The sequence below is a fragment of the Blautia sp. OF09-25XD genome, from assembly GCF_003482095.1.
GTDB classification, from domain to species: Bacteria; Bacillota; Clostridia; order Lachnospirales; family Lachnospiraceae; genus Fusicatenibacter; species Fusicatenibacter saccharivorans.
On record NZ_QUMG01000015.1, the window covers coordinates 42,822 to 64,191 of the forward strand.

Consider the following 21,370-nt stretch of genomic DNA (forward strand, 5'->3'; position numbering starts at 1 on the left):
ACTGGTATGCAAAACATTAAGGTATCAAAAGATTGTTATATTCCAAAAGATAACATCAAATTATACATAGCATATGATAGTAATGCTGTGCGGAAAGATGTTCGTATCAAAAGAAAACAGGGGCTTATATACGACTATACAAATGGGAAAAAAACTATGTCGGTTATATATCTTAAAAACGGGGAGCTGGTATTAACCCCTGTTTCCGTAGATACATTGAATCAGCGAATGGAAAAGGAGTGATTGATTTGAATGATTTTTCAACTTTAATTGCGGCTGGCGCGGCAGGTCTTATGCTGGGAATTGTGTCTCCAGTGGCATACTTAAAAGTTCGAAGAAAAAAGAAAAAATATCAGTTCAAGTCAGAACCTGTTTCTAAGAAGATTACGGCGGACCGCAGGTATCTGAATGGCAGGCGTGATCACTCAACAGAGGAATACTAGAAAGGAGTTAAAATGCAGAAAAAAATTGCACGCAAAATAGCATCAATAACGGCAGTCAGTTTGGCTTCTGGACTAATAACTGTTCCGGCAGGGGCCAATGCGGATCTCACGCCAAATTTGCAGATTATGCAGAAGACAGAGATAATAAGCGACGAAGCGTTAGATCAATCATATCAATATGATTATCAATCAGATGGGAACGATCAAAAATTTACGCAGGTCGAAACGTCGTGGGATAACGCTTTCGTGGCTAAGAAATTAGTCGTTGGAGATTGGAAAAACTACGATGGAGATGTCGTTGTTTCGATTCTTAAAGATGATGGAATGGAATATCAGCTTCAAACGACCGAAAACGCTCAAGTCGAACTTTCTGATTATGGAGAAATTTCAAGCATCAAATTGCAGCCGGCAGGTGAAATTGCAAATTCAGATGCTTCAATGTCAGGGATGGTAATTGATGGCGACATTGATATGTCACAAGCGTCTGATACTGTAGAATTAAAAGGGACTATTCGGGAATCAGAAGACGGGGAGAACTTCACATCAAAGGTAGACGAAACAGTCTCAGCAACGGTTTTGAAAACGAGTTATAAAATTGAAACACCAGTATGGAAAACAGAGCAGGACAAGCTTTCTTACGGTCAAACAGCCAAGGTGACATTGGATGGTTTGGCTGGAACCGGAACAGCAGAACTTTCCAGCTATGAATGTCAACTGATCATCCCAAAAGGAACAGAAATTGAGCAGATTGATCTTCCAGAATTTGAACATGCAACAAGTACACTATTTGTTGATGGGAAAGAATATACGGAAGGAATCATTACCTCTGATTCCAAAGTTCTGTTACAAATTTGTCTCGAAAAGGACAATAATAGTTTGATTGAAGACGACAATAGTCAAGATGAAGACAACGATAGTCCTGCATATGACTTCAAACAAACAAAAAGTTTGTCACTGTTATTAAAAAACATTCAACAGGATGCAAAAAGTGAGGATGTTTTGATCCAGGCATACGTAAAAGCGGTCTATGGTGATGATCAGGAAGTAAAAACAGAAGCCTCTCAAAAGATACAGCTTATTTGTGAATATCAGATGGAAAGTCCAAAAGTTTCCAGTTCAGCCACAATAATTCCTGGACAGGATGATGTACAACTTACATTTAATAATATGAATGCAACAGCGACAACATCTGTCACGGGTTATGTGGTAGATTTTTATATTCCATCTGATTTGACAGTGGAAACAATACGTGTCCCGGAATTTGTTGATTCAGAGGGAAACTCCGTAGAACGTTTGATTACAATTAATGGTCAACATCCCAGTATCTTGAACAAAACCATTTTTTTATACGATAAAATAGGTTCTTTTCAAATGGTCGTATATACAAAAGATGGCACGTTTTCGCAAAGCAGAGATATGGTAATCACTGCAAGCAATCAAACTTCTTCTGAAAAAGAGATTGAAATCAAAGCTGTTGCAAATGGATATTATGCAAATAATCTTGTCCAAACGGTAGAATCTAACATTCAAAAGTTGACCTTACAGAAGGTTGTTACCCCGCCGGCTCCAACACCAGAGCCGACAATTGAGCCAACGGTAACACCAGAGCCAGAGCCGGAACCAACACAGACTCCGACACAGGCTCCGGAACCTTCCCCAAACCCGACAACTACACCGATACCAACACCAACGATTACGCCGGAACCAACAACAGTACCAAGCGAAAGTGATTCTGTCAAAAAAGAGGCTGCAAACCTGAAGCCACTCACACCAAATGTATCAGTTTCAAATACAACATCGGGTGATACGTTAAAAGCTGAAAAGAAGCAGGAAACAAACGATATTGTGGATAAATTGCGTCCGACTGCTACTACTGCGGTACAGGAAACTGCAGTTACAGATGATTTTTCGAATAAGCAAACTTCTGAAAAGACTGAAAGTTCTTCTGACGCTGCAAGAGTTACAACAGCCCCGGCAGAAAAAATTGAAAAGACAAGCCCAGAGAAAGTAAAAGATGCTGTAGAAGAAACGGTAAATGAAAACAGAGGAATACAAGTATTATTAATATTACTTGTGATTATCGGCTGTGGAATTGCAGTTCTTATAGGCATGTTTTTACACTTTACTCGAAAGAAGAAACATCTTTTACATCTCGAAGAAAAAATGAATGACTCGAAAAATGTAAAAGGGGATTCTTAATATGCCAAAATATATATGTGGTGCGACATCAGACATTGGGGTTGGACGAGAGCAGCAGGAGGATTTTGTGCAATTCTGCGAGCTTGATGAGGAAACATTGTTGTGCATCGTTGCGGATGGAACAGGTTCTATGCCGCAGCGACCGCAACCAGCATCTATTGTTGCTATGGACATAATTGAAAACATCAAGGATTCGTTTGGGAAAAAACCGGATTTGCTAATAAAGTATCCGAAATTTTTCCTCGAAAAGGCTATGAATGATGCGAATCGGATTTTGGGAGCATTTCAAATGGGAAATGAAGAATTGTTTTCCGGTTATTCGGCAAGTGTAACATGCTGCTTGTTTTTGCCGGACCGCAAAATAGCAATTGGACATAGCGGTAATACCAGGCTGTATATTATCCGCAATGGAAAAGTCAATCTGATTACTCATGATCATACGCAAGCGTACGAACTATTACAGGAAGGGAAGATTGATAGCGAGACATATTATGTGCATGACGGAAGATTAAAGCTAACCAGTGGAATTGGAAAGATCATTAACCCGCGGATTGACACAATTTCCGGAAAATTGCAGGAGCAGGATTTGGTATTGATGACTACAGATGGAATCCATTATGCATTGCGCCCGGATGCAATGTCTGAGATCATCCTAAATTCGCCACCGGAGGGGACGGAAGCTACCAATGCACTTGTTAATGCAGCTAAAAATATTGTTAAATATCCTGACAATATGTCCGCAATGCTGATTTACATGCCATCTGGTTTTCTGTAAATGGATAGTAAAAGAAAAGCTCCCTACGCTTAAATTAGGGAGCTTTTCTCTACTATAGCTATCCATCAGAACATGTTTCTGACGTAAAGAAGTCATATGGCATTATTTTTGGTACTTTTTCATGATTTCCTGTAAATCTTTCGGGTCGAACGTTTCCAAAAGTTGTTGAGACATAATATGCATAATAATCAGAACCGTAAAGTAAAAGGAAATTTGGCCTGTGCGTTTTGATGCCGAACTTACAGAAGTGATGAAACGAGAAATTAACTTTTTGGCTGCCCGCACTTCACTTGGATTAAGCTGTATAGCCGTGTCCTTGAGATGAATGATCATATATTTCCTCCGTTATGTTCCACTATTCAAACTGTATTGGTACGAATAATACTCATAGAAAAAGTCGTTCTGCATTTCACTAGGAAGTGTATTATGAAGAAGTTCTACGGGATTTTCGTATAGATTACGAATAGGCTCTATTAACTTGTGTTCTTTGGCAAAATGGCAGAATTTGCGTTTGTCTGCGAAAAAACCATACAGTTCTTCCACTGAATGAAAGTTTCCAAAGTGATTTAACGCATAGGCAAGGCAAATTTCCAAATTGTATTCTGCGTCTCCAGATAAGAAAAAATTTTTGGGAAATTTTTTGAGTTTTCCCTGTAATACTTTTTCGTAGACAAACAAAACCTGTTTCCGTTTGGAGATACGAATCTGTTCTGGATACACAAAAGCAGCAAGGTAGAAAAGATCTGTCTCTGGATTGCATTCGGATGGAAAGTCGATTTGATGAACAATTCTGGTTAAATGCAACTGTTCGGCTATCTGAGGGGTTAAATAGTCACGGACTTGTTCAGGCGTCCATTCTAAAAGCTCTTCAAAGATGAAACGTAAAATTTGTTTTGCTGTAGTCTTTTCTCGCAAACGGGTTAGGGATAATTGAGAAAATTTTTGAGTATTCCCTAATAAAATGCCTTCATACTCAACAAAAAGTGCATAATTCATAGTTTATGAAACCTCCTTCGTTTTTTCCCTTCAACTTATAGTATTAGAAAACAAAAAACAAAAAACGAATTCACGTACGACAGAAAGGAAATTTGAGTAATGACGAAAAAGAAAATTATTTTATGTGTCACAATAATCGCATTAAGTATTTTGGGGATTTTTGCATTTAAAAGTTTTCAAAAATACCAGAAACAATATACTGGAAAACAATGGTATGAACGGCAAAGCGACTATATTAATGATTTATCTGTATATGCGGGTGAAATGGATGACATTTTTTCTCTCTATATTGCCGAAAGCATTTCTGAGGACGATTTCTTGAATCATGTTAGTTTGCTGCAAAATCAATTAAGCGTAATTCAGGTTAGCTATCAACAGGAAAAGGAAAATCATCCTGTAAGAACTGGATCTTATACATATAATCAGAAATATGCTTGTGAAGGTGTTGAGGAGACATTGACGCATCTTCAGGAGATCTTAGATATGGCTCGTGAAAATAGTGGAGATGTTACCACACTCGCGTACAAATATTTGGCGTTACACCAAAATATCATTGATTCCATGTCAAAATATACAGCAGCACAAACGGCCATTGCCGCCGGAAATCCCTAAATTGTTATGGGATTGATTTATGATACTATAATCGAAAAGTGTTAACCGCGGTATAGTAGTTTAGGAAAGGGGAAGATTTATGAAAAGTACGAGGATATTGCCTTCTGTATTAATTATTGCAACGGTGTTGCAAACATCTAATGTGTATGCACTTAACCAAGAAGCTTCTGCTAATGTATCAAGTGTGGATAGCACTGAAATAGCACGAACATTGCAGACGTTAAAGGCAGACTATATGGATACTATTGTGGATACGGATGATTTTCAGTCCATGTATCAACAGGTTCAGAATCAGATGGCTTCGACAGAACAGCTTGATCTTGCTGAGTATTATGCTCAAAATTATGAAATTACATTTCCAACCGAGAATCTATATGATTTATCGGATGTAGATATCGCAAGTGGCTATGATAGTTCGGCCACAAATGCGCAGTATATTTCTCTGGCTTCGCAATGCATGAATACGTATAGTGATTATGTGGATGCAAGCGGGCAATCCGGAAATAGCATGCAACTCTTTCAAAGTCAATTTGGAGATGTAACGAAAGAATTATCTTTATCAACGCCTACCTTGCCAGAAGGCTATGATATGTCACATCTGGTTAGTAGTGCAGCCTCCAATGTGAGCGATATCTATAAGGATGCTTTGTCAAGTTCTGGTGTTTCTAGTGTCAAAGACAGTATCAATACACAGTGGATTTTTCAAAAGGCGGCTTCTGGACCCGATGCGTATTCAATACAATCATATTCAAAATTGAGTAAAATGAATAGCGGCGGACAGGAAGCACAGAAAACCCAGAAAGATTTATTCGACAAGGCGACAGAAGCCAATCAGAACATTTATAACAATCTGAATACCGATTTGACTCAGAAAACCCAAAAAGAGCTATTAAAGATTGTAGATACCGATTCGTCGGTGTTGTTTGCCGGATCAGACAAACAGGCAGCTAAAAATCAGCTAAAACAAATCAAGCAGGCTACCAATGCCAGCGGTAAGATTACACGAAAAGTCAATGCGATTACAGATGCGGCATCTGATTCTTGGAATAGACTAAAAAATAATGTAACTGCAAAATCCGAAGACGAGATAAAAGAAGCACTGCAATCAAATGTAGAAGCAAACAAAAAAGATAAGTGGGGACTTTGTGGAAAGAAATCCATCACGGGTTTTATTAATTAAGGAAAAGCGCTAACAGTCGATTTGATTGTTAGTGCTTTTTTTTCGTACGTGAAAATTGGAATTTGATAAATTTTGTAATTCTAAATTAAGGAAATAGCTATTTTCCTTTGAATTTCTCATTCTAATAGGGAGGTGTAAAATGTCAAAAATTGTTTGCACGTATGAAGATTACGATAAAATGTGCGAAAAATTTCGAATCATGAGGTTTCAAGCAGAAGATTACGCTCCGACTTTGTGGGATTTTTCAGAATACATTGAAAAAAATCCAGCAAAATATATTGATTTTCTGATCTGGATCGATGTTACTGGCATCACAACAGAAGAAAATAAAGAAGCTCGGAAAATGGTTCGTAAATTTTTATGTGAAAATTTGGTTTTGGTTGATTCTTTGGAAACGGAGGAAACAAAATGATTGCGATTTATGCAGAAAAACCAGATATGGGTACTAAAATCGCGGCGGCATTATTCGGGATTCCGTTGGAAAATGGTGTAGTGGTAACATTCAGCCAATTGGAAAAATACGAACGTCAGATCAAGGCCCGACGGACTAAAAATGGATATTTTAAAATCCGCTATCAGGGGCAGGAAGCTTATGTTACTTGGGGATATGGGCATATGTGTACGCTCAAGGAACTTCCGGACATTGATATACGGTATCAGAATTGGAAAAATATTCCATTACCATATATTCCAGACCATTATGAGCTTAAATTGCTTGGCAACAATACGAAACAGTACAACGTCATAAAAAACATCTTCAATAAAGCAAATCATATTATCTGTGCGACAGATAGTGATCGTGAAGGTGATTTGATTATGGATTATTTGTATCGCTATATGCAGTGTAATACTCCATACTCGCGGGCTATCTTTCATGAACAGTCCCAGGAATCTTTTCAAAAGGCTTTTTTACCTGAAAATCTGGTTAGCAGTACAGATCGGTTATCTGTTATTGAGTCCGGAAGAGCGCGTTCAACAGGAGATTTCATCGTTGGAATGAATCTTACAGTCGCCTGTACACTTAAATATCCGAACAATGGGGTACTGTCAATTGGGCGTGTACAAACAGCGGTCCTGAATATGATTGTGCAACGGGAAAATGAGATACATGATTTTAAGCCAACCCCTTATTTTGTCCTTCAGGGAAAATTTGCGACACAAAAGGGAATCCAATATATCGGAACCCATGTATCACAAAAAATTCCAAACGCTCAGGAAGCACATGAATTATTAAGTAAGCTGCAGAATGGATCACATGTTGGTGTGATATCCAATCTGCACACGGAGCAGATCAAAAAGAAAAAGCCATATTTGTACGATCTGTCCACACTGCAGATGGATGCCAATAAAAAATATGGATTTTCACTGTCTAAGACACTTTCGTTGGCACAGAAGTTGTATGAAAACGGATATATAACATATCCACGTACAGATTCCGTCTATCTGCCAGATGATATGGGGGAAGAAATGCAGCGGACCATCGACCATTTGATGTCTCTTACAGTGTATTCTGAGTACAACACTGGAAGAAGAGTAGATCCCTTAGACAGACATTATTTCGATAGTCATAAAGTTTCCAGCCATTATGCTATTGTACCAACCCCCAAAGCGGGAATGCCTACTGGTGATGAAGGAAAACTATATGACTTAATTGCGAGGTCTGTAATCTGCATGCTGTTCCCGGATGCGGTATTTAACAAAACAAAATTTCAGACAGTTGTTGAGAATGAAGTATTTGAAACAACAGGAATGACGTTGGTGTCGGCAGGCTTTTTAGCTGTTCTTGGTGTTCCAAAAGATAAAATTATCCCAAATGTTAAGAATGGTGAGATAGTTACCGCTGATTTCGAAGCGTTAAAAAAAGAAACGGAACCGCCTAAACGTTATACAGACGCAACTCTGCTGAACGCAATGATCAATTGCGGAAAAACATTAGAGGATGAAGAGCTGCGTAGGCTCATGGCTGGGAAGCCCGGGGAACGTCCGCTAGGATTAGGAAGACCTTCCTCACAGGCATCTATCGTCCAGACGCTGGAAGATAGACAATACATAGAAAAGAAAGGCAAGACAATCATTCCAACTACAAAAGGAATAAATTTGATTGCATGTTTTCCTGTTCAAGAACTAAAATCGGCCGTTATGACAGCGCAATGGGAAAAACGACTTGATGATATAGAAAATGGAATGGATTCTTATGAATCTTTCCTCAGTGACTTACAAGCATCTGTTCGAAACTGGACAAATCAAGTTATAACAGCCCCTATAAATCCTATTTTAGGCGCTGGGAAAGAAGGAAAAATGACAGATTACACATGCCCTATATGCGGTAAGAAAATGGAAGAATACTTGAATATGTATGGCTGCTCCGGCCATAAAGAAAAAACTTGTGATTTTAAAGTTCCCAAAAAGGTTTGCGGAGTAACATTAAAAACCGCAGATCTGGAACTTTTATTCAAGGAGGGACAGACACAGACAATCAGAGGATTTGTGTCAAAAGAAAAGAAAAAATTTAATGCACGGCTGATCGTTGATCGTGAATCCGGAAAGGTAAAATTCTACTTCCCGCCGGCAGAAGAAACTGAATTAATTTGCCCATTCTGCAACAAGTCGTTGAAAAAGTATGATTGGGGATATGCTTGCCCAGATCGTTCCGGATGCGGCTTTCATTTAGGAACAAACGTTTGTAAACACGAGCTGACAGAAGATGAGGTTCGTCAGATCCTTGTTGATGGCCGAACGGCTAATTATATTTCTTTTGTGTCGAAAAAAGGAAATAAATTCCGTGCAGCAATTGTACTGGACAGGGATAGCAAGCAGACAAAATTTGAAACGGAAGAGTGGTAAGAAATTATGGAAACGAAGGAAAATATGGTAATCACCTCAAGATTGCAGAAGATCTATGAAGAACAGTCTTCTTTTGAACAGTTTAGGAAAAGCTGTATCAAAGAGGGAATTGATGAAAAACAGGCCGAGGTTATTTACTTTAAGTTTGTGGAGCAGGAAAATGCTTCTTCTGATGATACTTTATTAGAGGACGATTTTGATTTAGATTGCACTGATTCTGTTAAGATGTACCTGAACGAACTTGGAAATGATCCTCTTTTGAGTCTGGAAGAAGAGCAAGAACTTTTTAAAAGGTATGAGGCCGGAGACGCTGAGGCAAGGGATAGGATTATTCGTTTTAATTTACGTCTGGTCATAAGTGTTGCTAAACGCTATGTTGGAGGTTCGAATCTTTCCATTATGGATCTAATTCAAGAAGGAAATATGGGACTCATGAATGCGGTCACCCGCTTTGATTACAGGAAGGGATATAAGTTTTCCACTTATGCGACTTGGTGGATTCGACAGGCGATTACACGGTCTATCTGTAATGACAGTCGTACAATTCGTATTCCGGTCCATCTCTTTGATAAATTTAATCAAGCTCGCAGGATGGAAATTAAATTGAGACAGGAACTGCAGCGAGATCCAAAAGAGAGCGAAATTGCAAAAGCTCTTGGAATTTCTGAAGAGGCCTTAGCTGCGTTAAGAAATTATCAGCAACAGCCGGCATCCTTGGATTTACCAATTGGTGAGGAGGAAGATACTTCGATCGGAGATTTTGTCCCGGCTACAAATATGCAGTCAAATCCTGAAAAATCCGCTGTCTATTCATCGTTGTGTGATGCATTGGAAAAAGCAATGGATAGTTTAACAGAGCGTGAGAGAGCCGTGTTGGAAATGCGATATGGTCTTAACGGCGAAAAGCCACAGACATTAGAGGAAATTGGCTCGAAAATGAACGTCACCAGAGAACGAATCCGTCAGATCGAGGCAAAAGCCTCATGAAAATGCGTTCTCCGCGAAGAAAAGCATTGTTAAGAGATTATTTATAATGGATATCCAAATAAGCGAGACTGTAAAAGGTTTCGCTTATTTTTTTTCGCCTTTCTAATTCTATGAATATCAGATCAAATAAACGATGAAAGGAGTATCGAAACCTATAAGATCTGAAATACATTTTGTCAAAGAGAGGACGACTTTAATGAAAAAATTCAATGAAAAATTTAATGAAACATTGGATACTTTAGGAGAAATTGGATATTGGTTAGGTGTACGGTTCGAAAGATACATCGAAGAAAACAAGGATGATATTTTGGAATTATTAGGGATCTTGGGTGCGTTTTTCGTTATGTGGTGGATTACCGTAGCTATTGAGGCGGATAAGATCTTTAAAGCTATCTTGATCATGGTGATCGGTTACTCAATTGTGATGCTTTACGAAAAATGTATTCATGAATGATTGGAGGAATTTTATGGATTGTTACAATTTTTCAAAAGGAAGTTTTTATTTCAATCTGTTTCAGGATTTTAACAAATTTTTTCGTGAAATGTATACTTCCGAAGATTCAAATGCTTCATTCTCCCAATATTCAGAGAAGTTTATCCAGTTCTACCCGGGAGACTTCTCCTTTGATCTGTTATTTGCACTTGGGCGAGTAACGGAGCAGAAAACATGGAAGACAATTAGCCTGGAACAGTATGTTGACTTTTTTAAGGAATATTATGTTTTATTCCGGAACATGCTTGGACGGGTACTCACGAGCTGCCAATCCAGTGAATCGTTTTGTAAGATGGCATATGATGGCTTGGAAGCTTTGTGGCAGAAGTATCGTGGAATCCAAACAGAAAAATGGCAATTTGGCGTAGATATGCTTGCTGCTGCTACATTTGAATTTGATCGTGCATGTAGGCGTATATGCGCTTAGAAAATCTTTGAGGAGGATTTGCCACCAGATGGCTACGCTGGGAATGATGTTTGCATGGAAGCAAAACGCAATTAAGTGAAATACATGACAGCCTGGGAAATCTCCCAGGTTGTTTTTTTTGCCTTTGATTATAGTCCTACTAAAAACTATAGTCTAAAATAATACAATAGTCTTATATTAGACCATTTTTTTGAATTTAGAACTGAAGCAAGAATTTGCTTTATCTATAGACGTTTTTGAAAGACCTTGTTTATTAGGGATAATATAGGACTCCCTCTAAATATGCCAAAAAAATAAGAAAAATCCAGTAAAAATAGCCTAAAAAAATATATTATCCTACCACTTTCCAACACGAAAGCATTATTTAGCGACCTCTGGCCTATATTTTTCCCTAATTTTGTTACCTGGGATTATCTGCGGACCGTAAAAGGTCATTTTTGAGATCTGGTACATGAAATTCATTAGCGAATTTCAAATAATTATCTGCTTTATTGTCCCAAGTGATTCAATTATCGTCCCTTACGATACAATAATAGTCTTATCTTGTACTATAAAACAATAAGATGATTGTAGTTCCGTTGTAGCCGCGGTATAATAAAGAACAGTTTGGGTTATCCGAGATATCCCAATTTTTTCATATACGTGAAAACGCAATAGAAATCTTTTTTGGAATACCATATATAACCGAAATACATCCTTAAGAAAAGAAAGGAGATCTTTTTATGAGAAAACGAACGCAAATGTCCTTATTGGTTATGACAGGATTATTGAGTACCGGATTGGGAGGATGCGGGACTCCGAAAACGCAGACTGCTCCAGAAACAGGTAATTCTGAATCCCAGAGTGTTTCCAGTTCTTCCATTGTAAAAGAAAGCCATTCCGTTGTGGATTCCTCTGAAGATATTATCACTGAGGATAATTATACTGAGGAAGATATCAAAGATGCAGTATCTGGAATTCATGATCTGTATATTTTACAAAGCGCTGATTCTCCAAACCTGCTGCATGGAATTTGTTATGATAAGGATATTGTAAATTCCATTTCTGCCAGTGGTTCAGGGATTGATTTAGAAAAAGTTGGGGAATATGAAGTAAAATATGAAGTAGAGATAAATGCAGAGAAGCTGGCTGAATATTTGTCCTCAAAAGAAAACCCGAAGGCAACCCCGGGAGGAGCCAAATATACCACCAATACAAACCCTGTTATTACCATTACCCAGAAAGTATCTGTTGTTTCCGAAACAGAAGCCGAAAAGCTGGCTGATAAAGATACGGTAGTAATTGGGTCCAAAGATGAGATCTGCAAAAAGAGCGATGGAACTGAGGTTGAAGAAAAGACAGAAATTCCGGAGTCCTGTAAAAAAAAGGGAACTACATCAGTTTCGGCTGATTCGGGAAAAGAAGTTTCAAATACGGTAACAACCTCTGACAAAAAACAGGAATCAAATACTTCCGAAAAGAAAGAAGATACAAAGAAAGCATCGCCTACACCTACGGATAAGCCAAAGGAAGAAGCCCAAAAGGATACGGAGTCCCAAAAGAATACCAGCGCAAGCACTAAAACGACCCCGACTCCGACCAAGAGTGTCCCGAAATCTTCTTCAACATCAACGCCTGCTCCAACCAAGAAGCCAAGTACCCCGGCAACGACTGCTGCTCCAACTAAGGCTCCAACCGCCACACCTGCTCCAACTAAGGCTCCTCATGAACATAATTGGGTTGAGCAGTATACGACCGTAAACATCCCAGCGAAAACCCATACCGTCCATCACGATGCAGTATATCAGACAATCCACCATGACGCGGTTACCCATGAGGAACCAATTTATGAATACCATCAGGTATGCAATGTATGTGGGGAAGATTTTGGATATGGTCCAGATGCAATCGAAGCTGTAGGTGATCATTCGGCTGTTACGGATCATAGCTATAGTTCACAAAAAGTTTGTGTTGGAAGCACAACGGTTATGGATCAGGACGCATATGATGAACAGAGATTGGTTAGCGAAGCATATGACGAAACAATTGTAGACGAGCAAGCCAGAACTGAGCAAAGATTGACTGGCTATAAGTGCAGTGGTTGCGGAGCTACTAAAAATTGATATTTCTAGTCGCTGACTTGTCCTTTCCCCCTCTTTGAGGAATAAAGCGCCCAAAGATGTTCGAATAGCTCATTTGCTTCCTTTCGGTTTGGAGCAGATGCCTTCTTTTGGCTGACTGATGATTTGATATTCTCTGCCGCTTCGAATTCATGCTTCGTGTCATCCGGGCCAGATGCACAACAATTATTTTTTACACTGTTTTTGTTTGATCTGTTTTTGTTAGTATACTTGTTTCCCGCAATCGAAAAAGTCGATTCCTCATTTTTGGTAAACGGAAAATCCGTTATTACTACCTCGTGAATTACTTTATAGTGTTGAAAAGGATCATGGAAATTTCATGGTCCTTTCTTTCTATTCTGCGCTTCCAGATCGTCTACCACTTGCCTACCATATGTCTCCGCATCATTTGATCCTCTATATTTCCCTCTTCTTTCGCATTCGTTGCGTACAGCATATAGCAAAAATCAACCCGCCGAAGCACTTTTGAAAAAACGATCAAAAAAAATAGTTGGATTTACAATACTATATACAGGGACAAATAAATATCCCTTATTCGACTCCGGATTCGTCACCCGGGTTGGATAAAAAAATATAGAAAAGGAGATTGCGTGATGATGAAGAAAATGAAGGACTATCTTCGGAAAGTCACTGCCGGATTACTGCTGGTAGCAATGAGTAGCGGTTCGGTTGGCGTAAATACCGTCAGCGCCGCAACAGATGATGACAACGATCCATCCACAACTACGGATATTATTCCGGAAGCAGTGGAACGTGGTACATTATCAATCCAGATTGATAATGCCGGCGGAAGTATTGTAGTCACAACACAGAGTAGTGATGGAAAAGAAAATACGCAGACAATCCGAAAAGAGAACGACAAAACAACAATTACCGATGCAAACGGCAATGTGACGACTGCAGAACCGGAAAATAGTTATGATCTTGTCCTTGAAGCCGATAAAGGTACTGTTGTTAAAACCAAAGTCACGAGCGATGACGGAAATTATATCGCAACGTATCGAGTAACTACAGATGCAGGAGCAGATGATGTTGATCTGCCGGAAAAAACACAGGAGTATTCAAATGATATTGCTGTGGAAGGAGACAAGATTCTTGAAATCGCATTCCAGAGGAGTGCGGATAATGAATCTGCGTCGAATGCGGCAGGCGAAGTAACATCGAATCCTTCGGAAAATGCAGCAGAGACAACGGATACGGTTGATAATTCAATTTTATCCACCGACCCAGGTGCCGACGAGCCTGCGGCTGGTCCAGAAGCCTATAAACTTCCGGATGTATCCGAAATTGCACTGTTTGATCTGTCAAGATCCAGAGCTGAAAGCAAAGAAGTAACAATCAGCACAATGGGATTTGCACATTACGGTGGTAGATCGGTTCCGATTTTTATCATCGATAATAAGAGAGCTTTCTGTATGCAGCAGGAAAAACATACGCCGGATCATAATGGATATACCAACTCCGGTGTTGCTAATCCATTTGATAACAACCTTGCCCGTACAGTTCTCTACTATGGAGAGAGCGGTCAGGGATTCAGCAAAGGTCCTCTTGCTGGTATGGGACAGGAAGAAGCCATTATTCGAACTACATTTGCGCTGAACTATGCGTACAATGGAAATGAGCAGCTGTCTGGCGAAGAGGGAAAACAGAATGGTATTGATCTTGCAAAGCCTATTCTCGATTTTGCAAAAGCACATTTGATCGAAAGTACGGAAGTTGCGTTCAGTAAAACAAAGGCTACTGCTTACATCGATTCTACCGATGGTAAACAGCGTACACCGGATATTACTCTGAATGCGAATGATATGAACAGCGTAACAATGAAAATTCCGCAGGGTGTATACATCCATCTGTATTCTCCCGACAGAGAGTACACGAATCAGAATGTTACCATCAATGGTGGACAGAAATTTTTCTTGTTTGCGAAGGCCGGCACGAATCCGGGAAAAACCTATTCCACCGGAGAGCTTGGCGCATCCATGAATGATTCTCAGGCAATGATCGTTGATACTGGAGATGACTCCGTACAGCATACAACCTATATCCAGATGTTCCCGAATACTTCCTCTACATCGCTGACTGTAACATGGCTGCAGCAGGGCGAAGCAAAGGTAATCAAAAAATCTGCCAATGAATCCCTGACGAATGGTAATAGCTGCTATTCCTTAGAGGGTGCTGAATTTGCACTGATCGATTCAAATGGAAAACAGGTGGCAACAGCAAAAACAAATGCAAAAGGTGTTGCCGATTTTGGCAAGGTTGATGCTGGAACATACAAAGTCAAAGAAATTTCTGCTCCAGAGGGCTTTGAACTTAATACAGAAATGCCTTCTATTAAAGTAGAACCAGAAAAGACAGCAGAAGTTACCATGACAGATGAACCGTTAAATGACCCAGCAGTTATTACGATCAATAAAGTCGATTCTGAAGGAAATAAGGATACTTCTAAAGATCTTTCCGGTACAGAGTTTACAGTAAAATATTACAATAAGATCTATGAAAAAGAGTCTGATCTTCCTGAAAAAGCGACCAAAACATGGGTTATCAAAGCCATCAAGAGAACGGTTGGAGGCAAAGACATTTACCGCGCGCAGTTAAGTGAAACATGCAAAGTAAAAGGCGATGACTTCTATCTCGATGCCAATGGCAGCCCAATTTTACCGTTAGGAACAATTACTATTGAAGAAACCAGTGCTGTCAAAGGCTACAACAAAGACAATAATTTCGCCAATGGCGATGTTTCGGTAAAAGGTAAATTTTTCGGTACTATTCAGAAAAAAGGTGATGCAGTTGTACTGCATTATGGTGATACCGTGATTGCAGAGGATGGATTTACTGCTTCGGATAACATCATTCGTGGAGATCTTCATTTCTATAAGATCGATGATGATGGAAGTGCAATGGCAAACATTCCATTCCTGATCACCAATAATGAAACCAAGGAATCCCACGTTGTCCTTTCCAATAAGGATGGTGTTGTAGATACCTCAGAAATCGCACATACAACCAATACCAATGGCCTTGATAAATATCAGGACGGAAAGAAGATTACCGATGAATCGAAACTTTCCGGCCAGTATGGAACATGGTTTGGTGATGGAACCGTAAATAAAGACCGTGGCGCACTGCAGTATGGAACTTATTCCATCCGTGAGCTTGCCTGCAAGGGAAATTATGGAAAAGATCTGATCGAGACTACAGTAACCGTAGATTCCGAGAAGACCAATGTAAGCTTAAACCCGCAGGTCAACCATACAATTGTCCTTAAAACAACCGCAAAAGACACAACCACAGGAACCCACAGTGTTCCAGTTGGTGAAAAGGCTACCGTAGTTGATACAGTTAAATACAGTGGTCTGAAGGTTGGACGTACTTATACGTTAAAAGGACAGCTGGTCAGAAAAGATGACAGAAGCGTAATTGCCACCGGAGAGCAGACTTTTACTGCTGAAAAATCAAGTGGCACTGTGAATATCACCTTCAGCTTTGAGAGTTCGAAACTGAAAGGAAAATCTCTGGTTGCGTTTGAGCATCTGTATTGGGATGGCATTGAAGTCCAGGCCCATGAAGATATCAACGATACCGACCAGACCGTTACGATTCCGAGTCTGAAAACTGTTGCCAAGGATGATGCAACGGCCGATCAGAGTGGTGTACGCAGCAAAAATGACAAGATTACCGATACTGTTTCCTATACAGGATTAGCCTATGACAAGGAATATGTTGTAAGAGGAACGCTTGTAAATCAGTCCACCGGAAAAGCATTAACCGGAGCAGATGGAAAAGCAATTACTGCGTCTAAGAACTTCCACGTACACAGCAAGGAAGGATCTGGTTCTGTCGATGTTACTTTCAACTGGGATTCATCTGACTTTGAGGGAACCGCGGTTATCACACAGACAATGTACCTTGTCAATGACGATAAGAGCGAAACCAAAGTAGCAGAAGCAACCGATCTGTCTGATGCAAACGAAATGGTATATTATCCGTCCATCCGCACGAATGCAGCAGATAGTCAAACAAAGGACCATGTAGGACTTGTTGGACAGACTACGATCATTGATCATGTAACATATAAAAATCTGATCCTAGGCAAAGAGTATACGGTTTCCGGAAAACTCATGGATAAAGACACCGGAAAGGCGTTACTCGTAAACGGAAAAGAAATCACAGCAACAACAACCTTCAAGCCAACCGCCAAAGACGGTACGGTAGATCTGACCTATAAGCTGGATGCTTCTGTGCTGGAAGATAAAACGGTAGTTGTTTTTGAAGATCTGATTCACAATAAGATCAATGTAACATCCCATGCGGATATTAATGATGAGGAACAGTCTGTTCATTATCCTAAAGTCCGCACCACTGCAAAGGATCACAGCACAAAAGATGATGTAGGAACCTCATCCAAAGAAGCACGCCTTGTTGATACTGTATCTTACAGCAATTTGATTGTTGGACAGAAGTACACGATCAAAGGTACCTTGATGGATAAAGAAACCGGAAAAGCCATTGAGCAGAATGGAAAGGCCGTAACAGCCGAAACAAGTTTTACAGCTACGGCAGCCCAAGGAAGCGTTGATCTTACATTTGTATATGACAGCAGCGTGCTGGAAGGAAAAACAACGGTTGCGTATGAAAAACTGTATCATAATGAAAAAGATGTTGCTCGTCACGAGGATATCAATGATGCAGGCCAGACTGTACAGATTCCGAAGATTCAGACAACAGCTACAAGTGTTGAAACTGGAGATCAGGTAGGAACTATCGGTAAAGAAGTACAGATTACCGATGTTGTATCCTATAAAAATCTGGTAGTAGGTAAAGAATACACCATTTCTGGAAAAGCAATGATTAAACCATCTGGATCGGAGCAGGCAGTTCCTGCAAAAGACAAAGATGGCAAAGATGTTGTTCAGAGTGTTACCTTTAAGGCAACAAAAGCGAACGGCGAAGTATCCTTAACCTTTACCTTAGATTCAAGTAATCTGAAAAACCGCACAGTTGTTATCTTTGAAGAGCTGCTCCATAACGGAGTCACCGTTACCACACACGCAGATATCAACGATGATAAGCAGAGCGTTTACTTCCCAGAGATCCGTACGAACGCAGTCGATAAACAGACGAACGATGGTGTCGGAACCGTCGGAAAGACAACGATTATCGACCACGTATCCTACAAGAATCTGGTAGTAGGAAAGCGTTATACCATTTCCGGCGTACTTATGGATAAAGACACCGGCAAACCGCTTGTTGCGAGCGGCAAACAAATCGCAGCGTCTGCAGAATTTGTGGCAGAGACAAAAGATGGAACGATTGACCTTGTATACAAGCTGGATGCTTCTGATTTAGCTGGGGCAACTACCGTTGTATATGAGAATCTGTACCATAACAAGAAAAATGTAACATCCCATGCGGATATTAACGATGAAGAGCAGACAATCCACTATCCGAAGATCGGTACGACTGCTTCTGATGGTTCTACCAAGGATCACGTTGGAACATCCGCAAAAGATGGCCGTTTTGTGGATACGGTTAAATACGAAAACCTTATTATCGGAAAGAGCTATACCGTAAAAGGTACTCTGATGGATAAGGATACCGGAAAAGCCATTACCCAGAATGGAAAAGAAATCACCTCAGAAATGACCTTTACAGCAACCAAAACTTCGGGAACAGTTAATCTGTTATTTAACTACGACAGCAATGCGCTGGAAGGAAAAACAACCGTAGCATTTGAGAAACTGTTCCATAACGATATTGACGTTGCACGGCATGAAGATATTTCAGACGAAAATCAGAGTGTCCATATTCCGAAAATCCATACAACCGCAACCGATGCGTCCACAAACGATAAAGAAGGCGTAATTGGCAGCACAGTAACCATTAAAGATGTAGTCCGCTATGAGAATTTAATTCCGGGCAAAGAATACACTGTAAAAGGAAGCGCAATGGTTAATCCGGGTGCATCCTATCAGTATGGTTTCCGCGCTGAATATGACGGCCTCACCGTTGGAAAGACATATCAGGTAACGGGAACTGCAGTTGATGCAGACGGAAATGATATTCCGGAATTACGTTATTCTGGTACATTAACGCCAACAGAAGCATCTGGAACTGTTATTGCAACTATTAACTCTTCTGAAACTCTGAAAGATGCGAATCCGGTATTTACCTTTGTAATTTCCAGTGGCAGCGAGAAATACACCTATACAGCATCTGAAATGTCGGCTACTGGTGCAATCAGTGGCATCAGAATGGCAACCGATGCAGAAGGAAACAATGTCACTTCCGAAAAAACATTCGTTCCGGAAAAAGCAGACGGCGAAGTAACACTTGAATTTGTCCTGGATTCTACCAGTTACAGGGAAATGATGTCGTTATTTTTGAGGATCTGTATCACAATGGCGTAAAGGTAACATCTCATGCAGATATGAAAGATGATGGACAGACTGTGCATTATCCGGAGATCCATACCACAAATGTAGATCAGACAACCGATGATCATCAGGGAGCCGTATCTGGACAGACAACACTTGTTGATACCGTACAGTACCGTAACCTGATCGTTGGCCATGAGTATACCGTAACCGGAAAGCTGATGAAGAAAGTTCCTGTAAAGAATGAGGACGAATCGAATGATTCCAATCAGGATGCAGAAACCCCAGATGTTCCGGATGATTCCGAACAGCCTGCAGATGAAGTCACCTATACGGAAGAACCTGTGCTGGTTAACGGAAAAGAGGTTACGGCATCTACAACCTTTACAGCAGAAACCAAAGATGGTTCTGTTGATGTAGTCTTTGTCTTTGATGCAGAATCCGTAGCAGGCGAAACTGTAGTTGCGTTTGAAGATCTTTCTTATAAAGGTATTCAGCTGACAACACATGCAGATATTAACGATGAAAATCAGACCGTATATCTGCCGGATATCCATACATCAGCAGTCGATGCTGAAACGGGTATCAAGAACTCTTACCGCGATGGACATATCACAATCACAGATACTGTAACCTACGAGAATCTGATCCCGGGAAATACATATGTATTGAAAGGATCACTGCAGGAAAAAGTAGAAGAAGATGGTGAGATCACCTACAAAGCGGTAGAAGCAAAAATGATCACATCTGAAAATGATGAAGAAACGGTAGCTGATGAAGCCACTCCTGTAACTGGACAAACCACATTTGTCCCAGAGGCAGCGAACGGAACAGTTGACGTTATCTTTACCTTTGATGGAACCGAACTGGAAGATGTTGAACACACTTATGTTGCGTTCGAGGATTTATATTATCAGAAGGGTGATGATGAAATCATCGTTCGTGAGCATAAAGATATCAATGACGCAGAGCAGACCGTGTATGTTCCGCATATCCAGACTGAAGTACAGGATACGGAAAGCAAGAGCCATAATGCTCTCGCAGACGAAAAAGTTACTCTCGAAGACACAGTTTCTTACGAGGGACTGATTCCGGGTAAAGAATATACCATGACGGGAACCCTGATGGACAAAGAAACAGGAAAAGCACTTCTTGTCAACGACAAAGAGGTTACTGCTGAAACCAAATTTGTTCCAGAAAAAGCTGATGGAACCGTTGTTGTTACCTTTACCTTTGACGCAACCGGACTGGAAGGAAAAACTCTGGTAGCATTCGAAACCTGTACCTATGAAGGAAAGAATGTGGCTGTTCATGCTGACATCAATGATGAGAAGCAGACAATCTATGTTCCGGAACTTCATACAACCGCAACGGATAAGGCAGATGGCGATAAGCAGCTCACCTCCAAAGGAACTCTTACCATAGTAGACAAGATCGCTTATAAAAATTTGATTCCTGGCCAGAAATATACTGTAACAGGTGTATTAATGGACAAGGCGACTAAATCAGCTCTTGTTATTGGCGGAAAAGAAGTTACAGCAACAAAGACATTTGTCCCGAATAAAGCAGATGGAACCGTTGAAATTGAATTTACTTTCAAAGGAGACGGTCTTGAAAGCAAAACTCTGGTAGCGTTTGAGACAATCTCGACCAATGACAGTCCTGTTGGCGAGCATAAGGATATTAATGATACGGATCAGACCGTAACATTAACCCCGCCGCCGATTCCGGCTGTTCAGACAGGTGATACCAATACTATGCCGATTCTGGCAGTGGTTACGGCTGTACTTGTAGTTCTTGGAGCAGGCCTCTTTATTGCAACAAGAAAGAAAAAAAATAAGAAATAATTTTCAAGCCCTCCGGTAATTCAAAAACCGGAGGGCTTTTCAATTTGTTTTTACAATACTATAAGTAGGA

16 protein-coding genes are annotated in these 21,370 nt (G+C 40.2%); 14 read left to right on the forward strand and 2 right to left on the reverse strand.

The features are described from left to right. The first annotated feature begins 6 nt into the window (after positions 1-6). The 4 genes from DXA93_RS12215 to DXA93_RS12230 are packed head-to-tail and all read left to right on the forward strand — an operon-like array spanning position 7 to position 3,417. Positions 7-243, forward strand: coding sequence for an extracellular matrix/biofilm biosynthesis regulator RemA family protein (locus DXA93_RS12215; protein ID WP_117802227.1), 237 nt, complete (start codon positions 7-9; stop codon positions 241-243). 5 nt (positions 244-248) lie between these two features. After that, entirely contained in the window at positions 249-443 is a 195-nt protein-coding gene (locus DXA93_RS12220; protein ID WP_117802226.1) for a hypothetical protein, read from the forward strand. Positions 444-455: 12 nt separating this feature from the next. Beyond that, positions 456-2,642: a hypothetical protein gene (locus tag DXA93_RS12225; protein WP_119208453.1), complete on the forward strand. Its 2,187-nt coding sequence runs from the start codon at positions 456-458 to the stop codon at positions 2,640-2,642. Position 2,643: 1 nt separating this feature from the next. Next, complete coding sequence (locus tag DXA93_RS12230) at positions 2,644-3,417, forward strand: PP2C family protein-serine/threonine phosphatase (protein WP_117802224.1); 774 nt, start codon at positions 2,644-2,646, stop codon at positions 3,415-3,417. Between the two features lie 102 nt (positions 3,418-3,519). Here DXA93_RS12230 and DXA93_RS12235 read toward each other — a convergent pair whose 3' ends face one another. Together DXA93_RS12235 and DXA93_RS12240 are read right to left on the reverse strand one after the other, a co-directional pair. Beyond that, a complete protein-coding gene (locus DXA93_RS12235; protein WP_117802223.1) occupies positions 3,520-3,750 on the reverse strand; it encodes a hypothetical protein in 231 nt (76 codons plus the stop codon). A 12-nt stretch (positions 3,751-3,762) separates the two neighbouring features. After that, entirely contained in the window at positions 3,763-4,413 is a 651-nt protein-coding gene (locus DXA93_RS12240) for a hypothetical protein (protein ID WP_117802222.1), read from the reverse strand. Positions 4,414-4,512: 99 nt separating this feature from the next. Between DXA93_RS12240 and DXA93_RS12245 the strand changes: the two genes are divergently transcribed. The 10 genes from DXA93_RS12245 to DXA93_RS12290 all read left to right on the forward strand — a co-directional run bounded on the left by DXA93_RS12245 (position 4,513) and on the right by DXA93_RS12290 (position 21,300). Further along, the gene (locus DXA93_RS12245) at positions 4,513-5,025 is read left to right on the forward strand and encodes a hypothetical protein (protein WP_117802221.1); all 513 of its coding nucleotides are present in this window, start codon (positions 4,513-4,515) and stop codon (positions 5,023-5,025) included. Between the two features lie 79 nt (positions 5,026-5,104). After that, a complete protein-coding gene (locus DXA93_RS12250) occupies positions 5,105-6,205 on the forward strand; it encodes a hypothetical protein (RefSeq protein WP_117802220.1) in 1,101 nt (366 codons plus the stop codon). 139 nt (positions 6,206-6,344) lie between these two features. Next, positions 6,345-6,617, forward strand: a complete 273-nt coding sequence (locus tag DXA93_RS12255; RefSeq protein ID WP_117802219.1) for a hypothetical protein — start codon at positions 6,345-6,347, stop codon at positions 6,615-6,617. Further along, complete coding sequence (locus tag DXA93_RS12260) at positions 6,614-9,049, forward strand: type IA DNA topoisomerase (protein ID WP_119208455.1); 2,436 nt, start codon at positions 6,614-6,616, stop codon at positions 9,047-9,049. The genes DXA93_RS12255 and DXA93_RS12260 overlap by 4 nt, the downstream gene beginning before the upstream one ends. Before the next feature lie 6 nt (positions 9,050-9,055). Then, on the forward strand, positions 9,056-10,036 hold the full coding sequence (locus DXA93_RS12265; RefSeq protein ID WP_119208456.1) for a sigma-70 family RNA polymerase sigma factor: 981 nt from the start codon (positions 9,056-9,058) through the stop codon (positions 10,034-10,036). 196 nt (positions 10,037-10,232) lie between these two features. After that, positions 10,233-10,490, forward strand: a complete 258-nt coding sequence (locus DXA93_RS12270) for a hypothetical protein (RefSeq protein WP_117802216.1) — start codon at positions 10,233-10,235, stop codon at positions 10,488-10,490. 13 nt (positions 10,491-10,503) lie between these two features. Beyond that, complete coding sequence (locus DXA93_RS12275; RefSeq protein ID WP_119208458.1) at positions 10,504-10,956, forward strand: hypothetical protein; 453 nt, start codon at positions 10,504-10,506, stop codon at positions 10,954-10,956. A gap of 722 nt (positions 10,957-11,678) precedes the next feature. Further along, entirely contained in the window at positions 11,679-13,058 is a 1,380-nt protein-coding gene (locus tag DXA93_RS12280) for a hypothetical protein (protein WP_119208461.1), read from the forward strand. 611 nt (positions 13,059-13,669) lie between these two features. Continuing rightward, positions 13,670-19,486 (forward strand): VaFE repeat-containing surface-anchored protein, encoded by a 5,817-nt coding sequence (locus tag DXA93_RS12285; protein ID WP_119208463.1) that lies wholly within the window; start codon positions 13,670-13,672, stop codon positions 19,484-19,486. After that, positions 19,468-21,300 (forward strand): VaFE repeat-containing surface-anchored protein, encoded by a 1,833-nt coding sequence (locus DXA93_RS12290; RefSeq protein ID WP_256372650.1) that lies wholly within the window; start codon positions 19,468-19,470, stop codon positions 21,298-21,300. The genes DXA93_RS12285 and DXA93_RS12290 overlap by 19 nt, the downstream gene beginning before the upstream one ends. Positions 21,301-21,370: the final 70 nt, after the last annotated feature.

Excerpts from the sequence above, each read along its gene's own strand:
- DXA93_RS12215 (WP_117802227.1), top strand. The coding sequence starts at position 7 with ATGCAAAACATTAAGGTATCAAAAGATTGTTATATTCCAAAAGATAAC.
- DXA93_RS12225 (WP_119208453.1), top strand. The coding sequence starts at position 456 with ATGCAGAAAAAAATTGCACGCAAAATAGCATCAATAACGGCAGTCAGT.
- DXA93_RS12230 (WP_117802224.1), top strand. The coding sequence starts at position 2,644 with ATGCCAAAATATATATGTGGTGCGACATCAGACATTGGGGTTGGACGA.
- DXA93_RS12235 (WP_117802223.1), bottom strand. The coding sequence starts at position 3,750 with ATGATCATTCATCTCAAGGACACGGCTATACAGCTTAATCCAAGTGAA.
- DXA93_RS12240 (WP_117802222.1), bottom strand. The coding sequence starts at position 4,413 with ATGAATTATGCACTTTTTGTTGAGTATGAAGGCATTTTATTAGGGAAT.
- DXA93_RS12245 (WP_117802221.1), top strand. The coding sequence starts at position 4,513 with ATGACGAAAAAGAAAATTATTTTATGTGTCACAATAATCGCATTAAGT.
- DXA93_RS12250 (WP_117802220.1), top strand. The coding sequence starts at position 5,105 with ATGAAAAGTACGAGGATATTGCCTTCTGTATTAATTATTGCAACGGTG.
- DXA93_RS12255 (WP_117802219.1), top strand. The coding sequence starts at position 6,345 with ATGTCAAAAATTGTTTGCACGTATGAAGATTACGATAAAATGTGCGAA.
- DXA93_RS12260 (WP_119208455.1), top strand. The coding sequence starts at position 6,614 with ATGATTGCGATTTATGCAGAAAAACCAGATATGGGTACTAAAATCGCG.
- DXA93_RS12265 (WP_119208456.1), top strand. The coding sequence starts at position 9,056 with ATGGAAACGAAGGAAAATATGGTAATCACCTCAAGATTGCAGAAGATC.
- DXA93_RS12270 (WP_117802216.1), top strand. The coding sequence starts at position 10,233 with ATGAAAAAATTCAATGAAAAATTTAATGAAACATTGGATACTTTAGGA.
- DXA93_RS12275 (WP_119208458.1), top strand. The coding sequence starts at position 10,504 with ATGGATTGTTACAATTTTTCAAAAGGAAGTTTTTATTTCAATCTGTTT.
- DXA93_RS12280 (WP_119208461.1), top strand. The coding sequence starts at position 11,679 with ATGAGAAAACGAACGCAAATGTCCTTATTGGTTATGACAGGATTATTG.
- DXA93_RS12285 (WP_119208463.1), top strand. The coding sequence starts at position 13,670 with ATGATGAAGAAAATGAAGGACTATCTTCGGAAAGTCACTGCCGGATTA.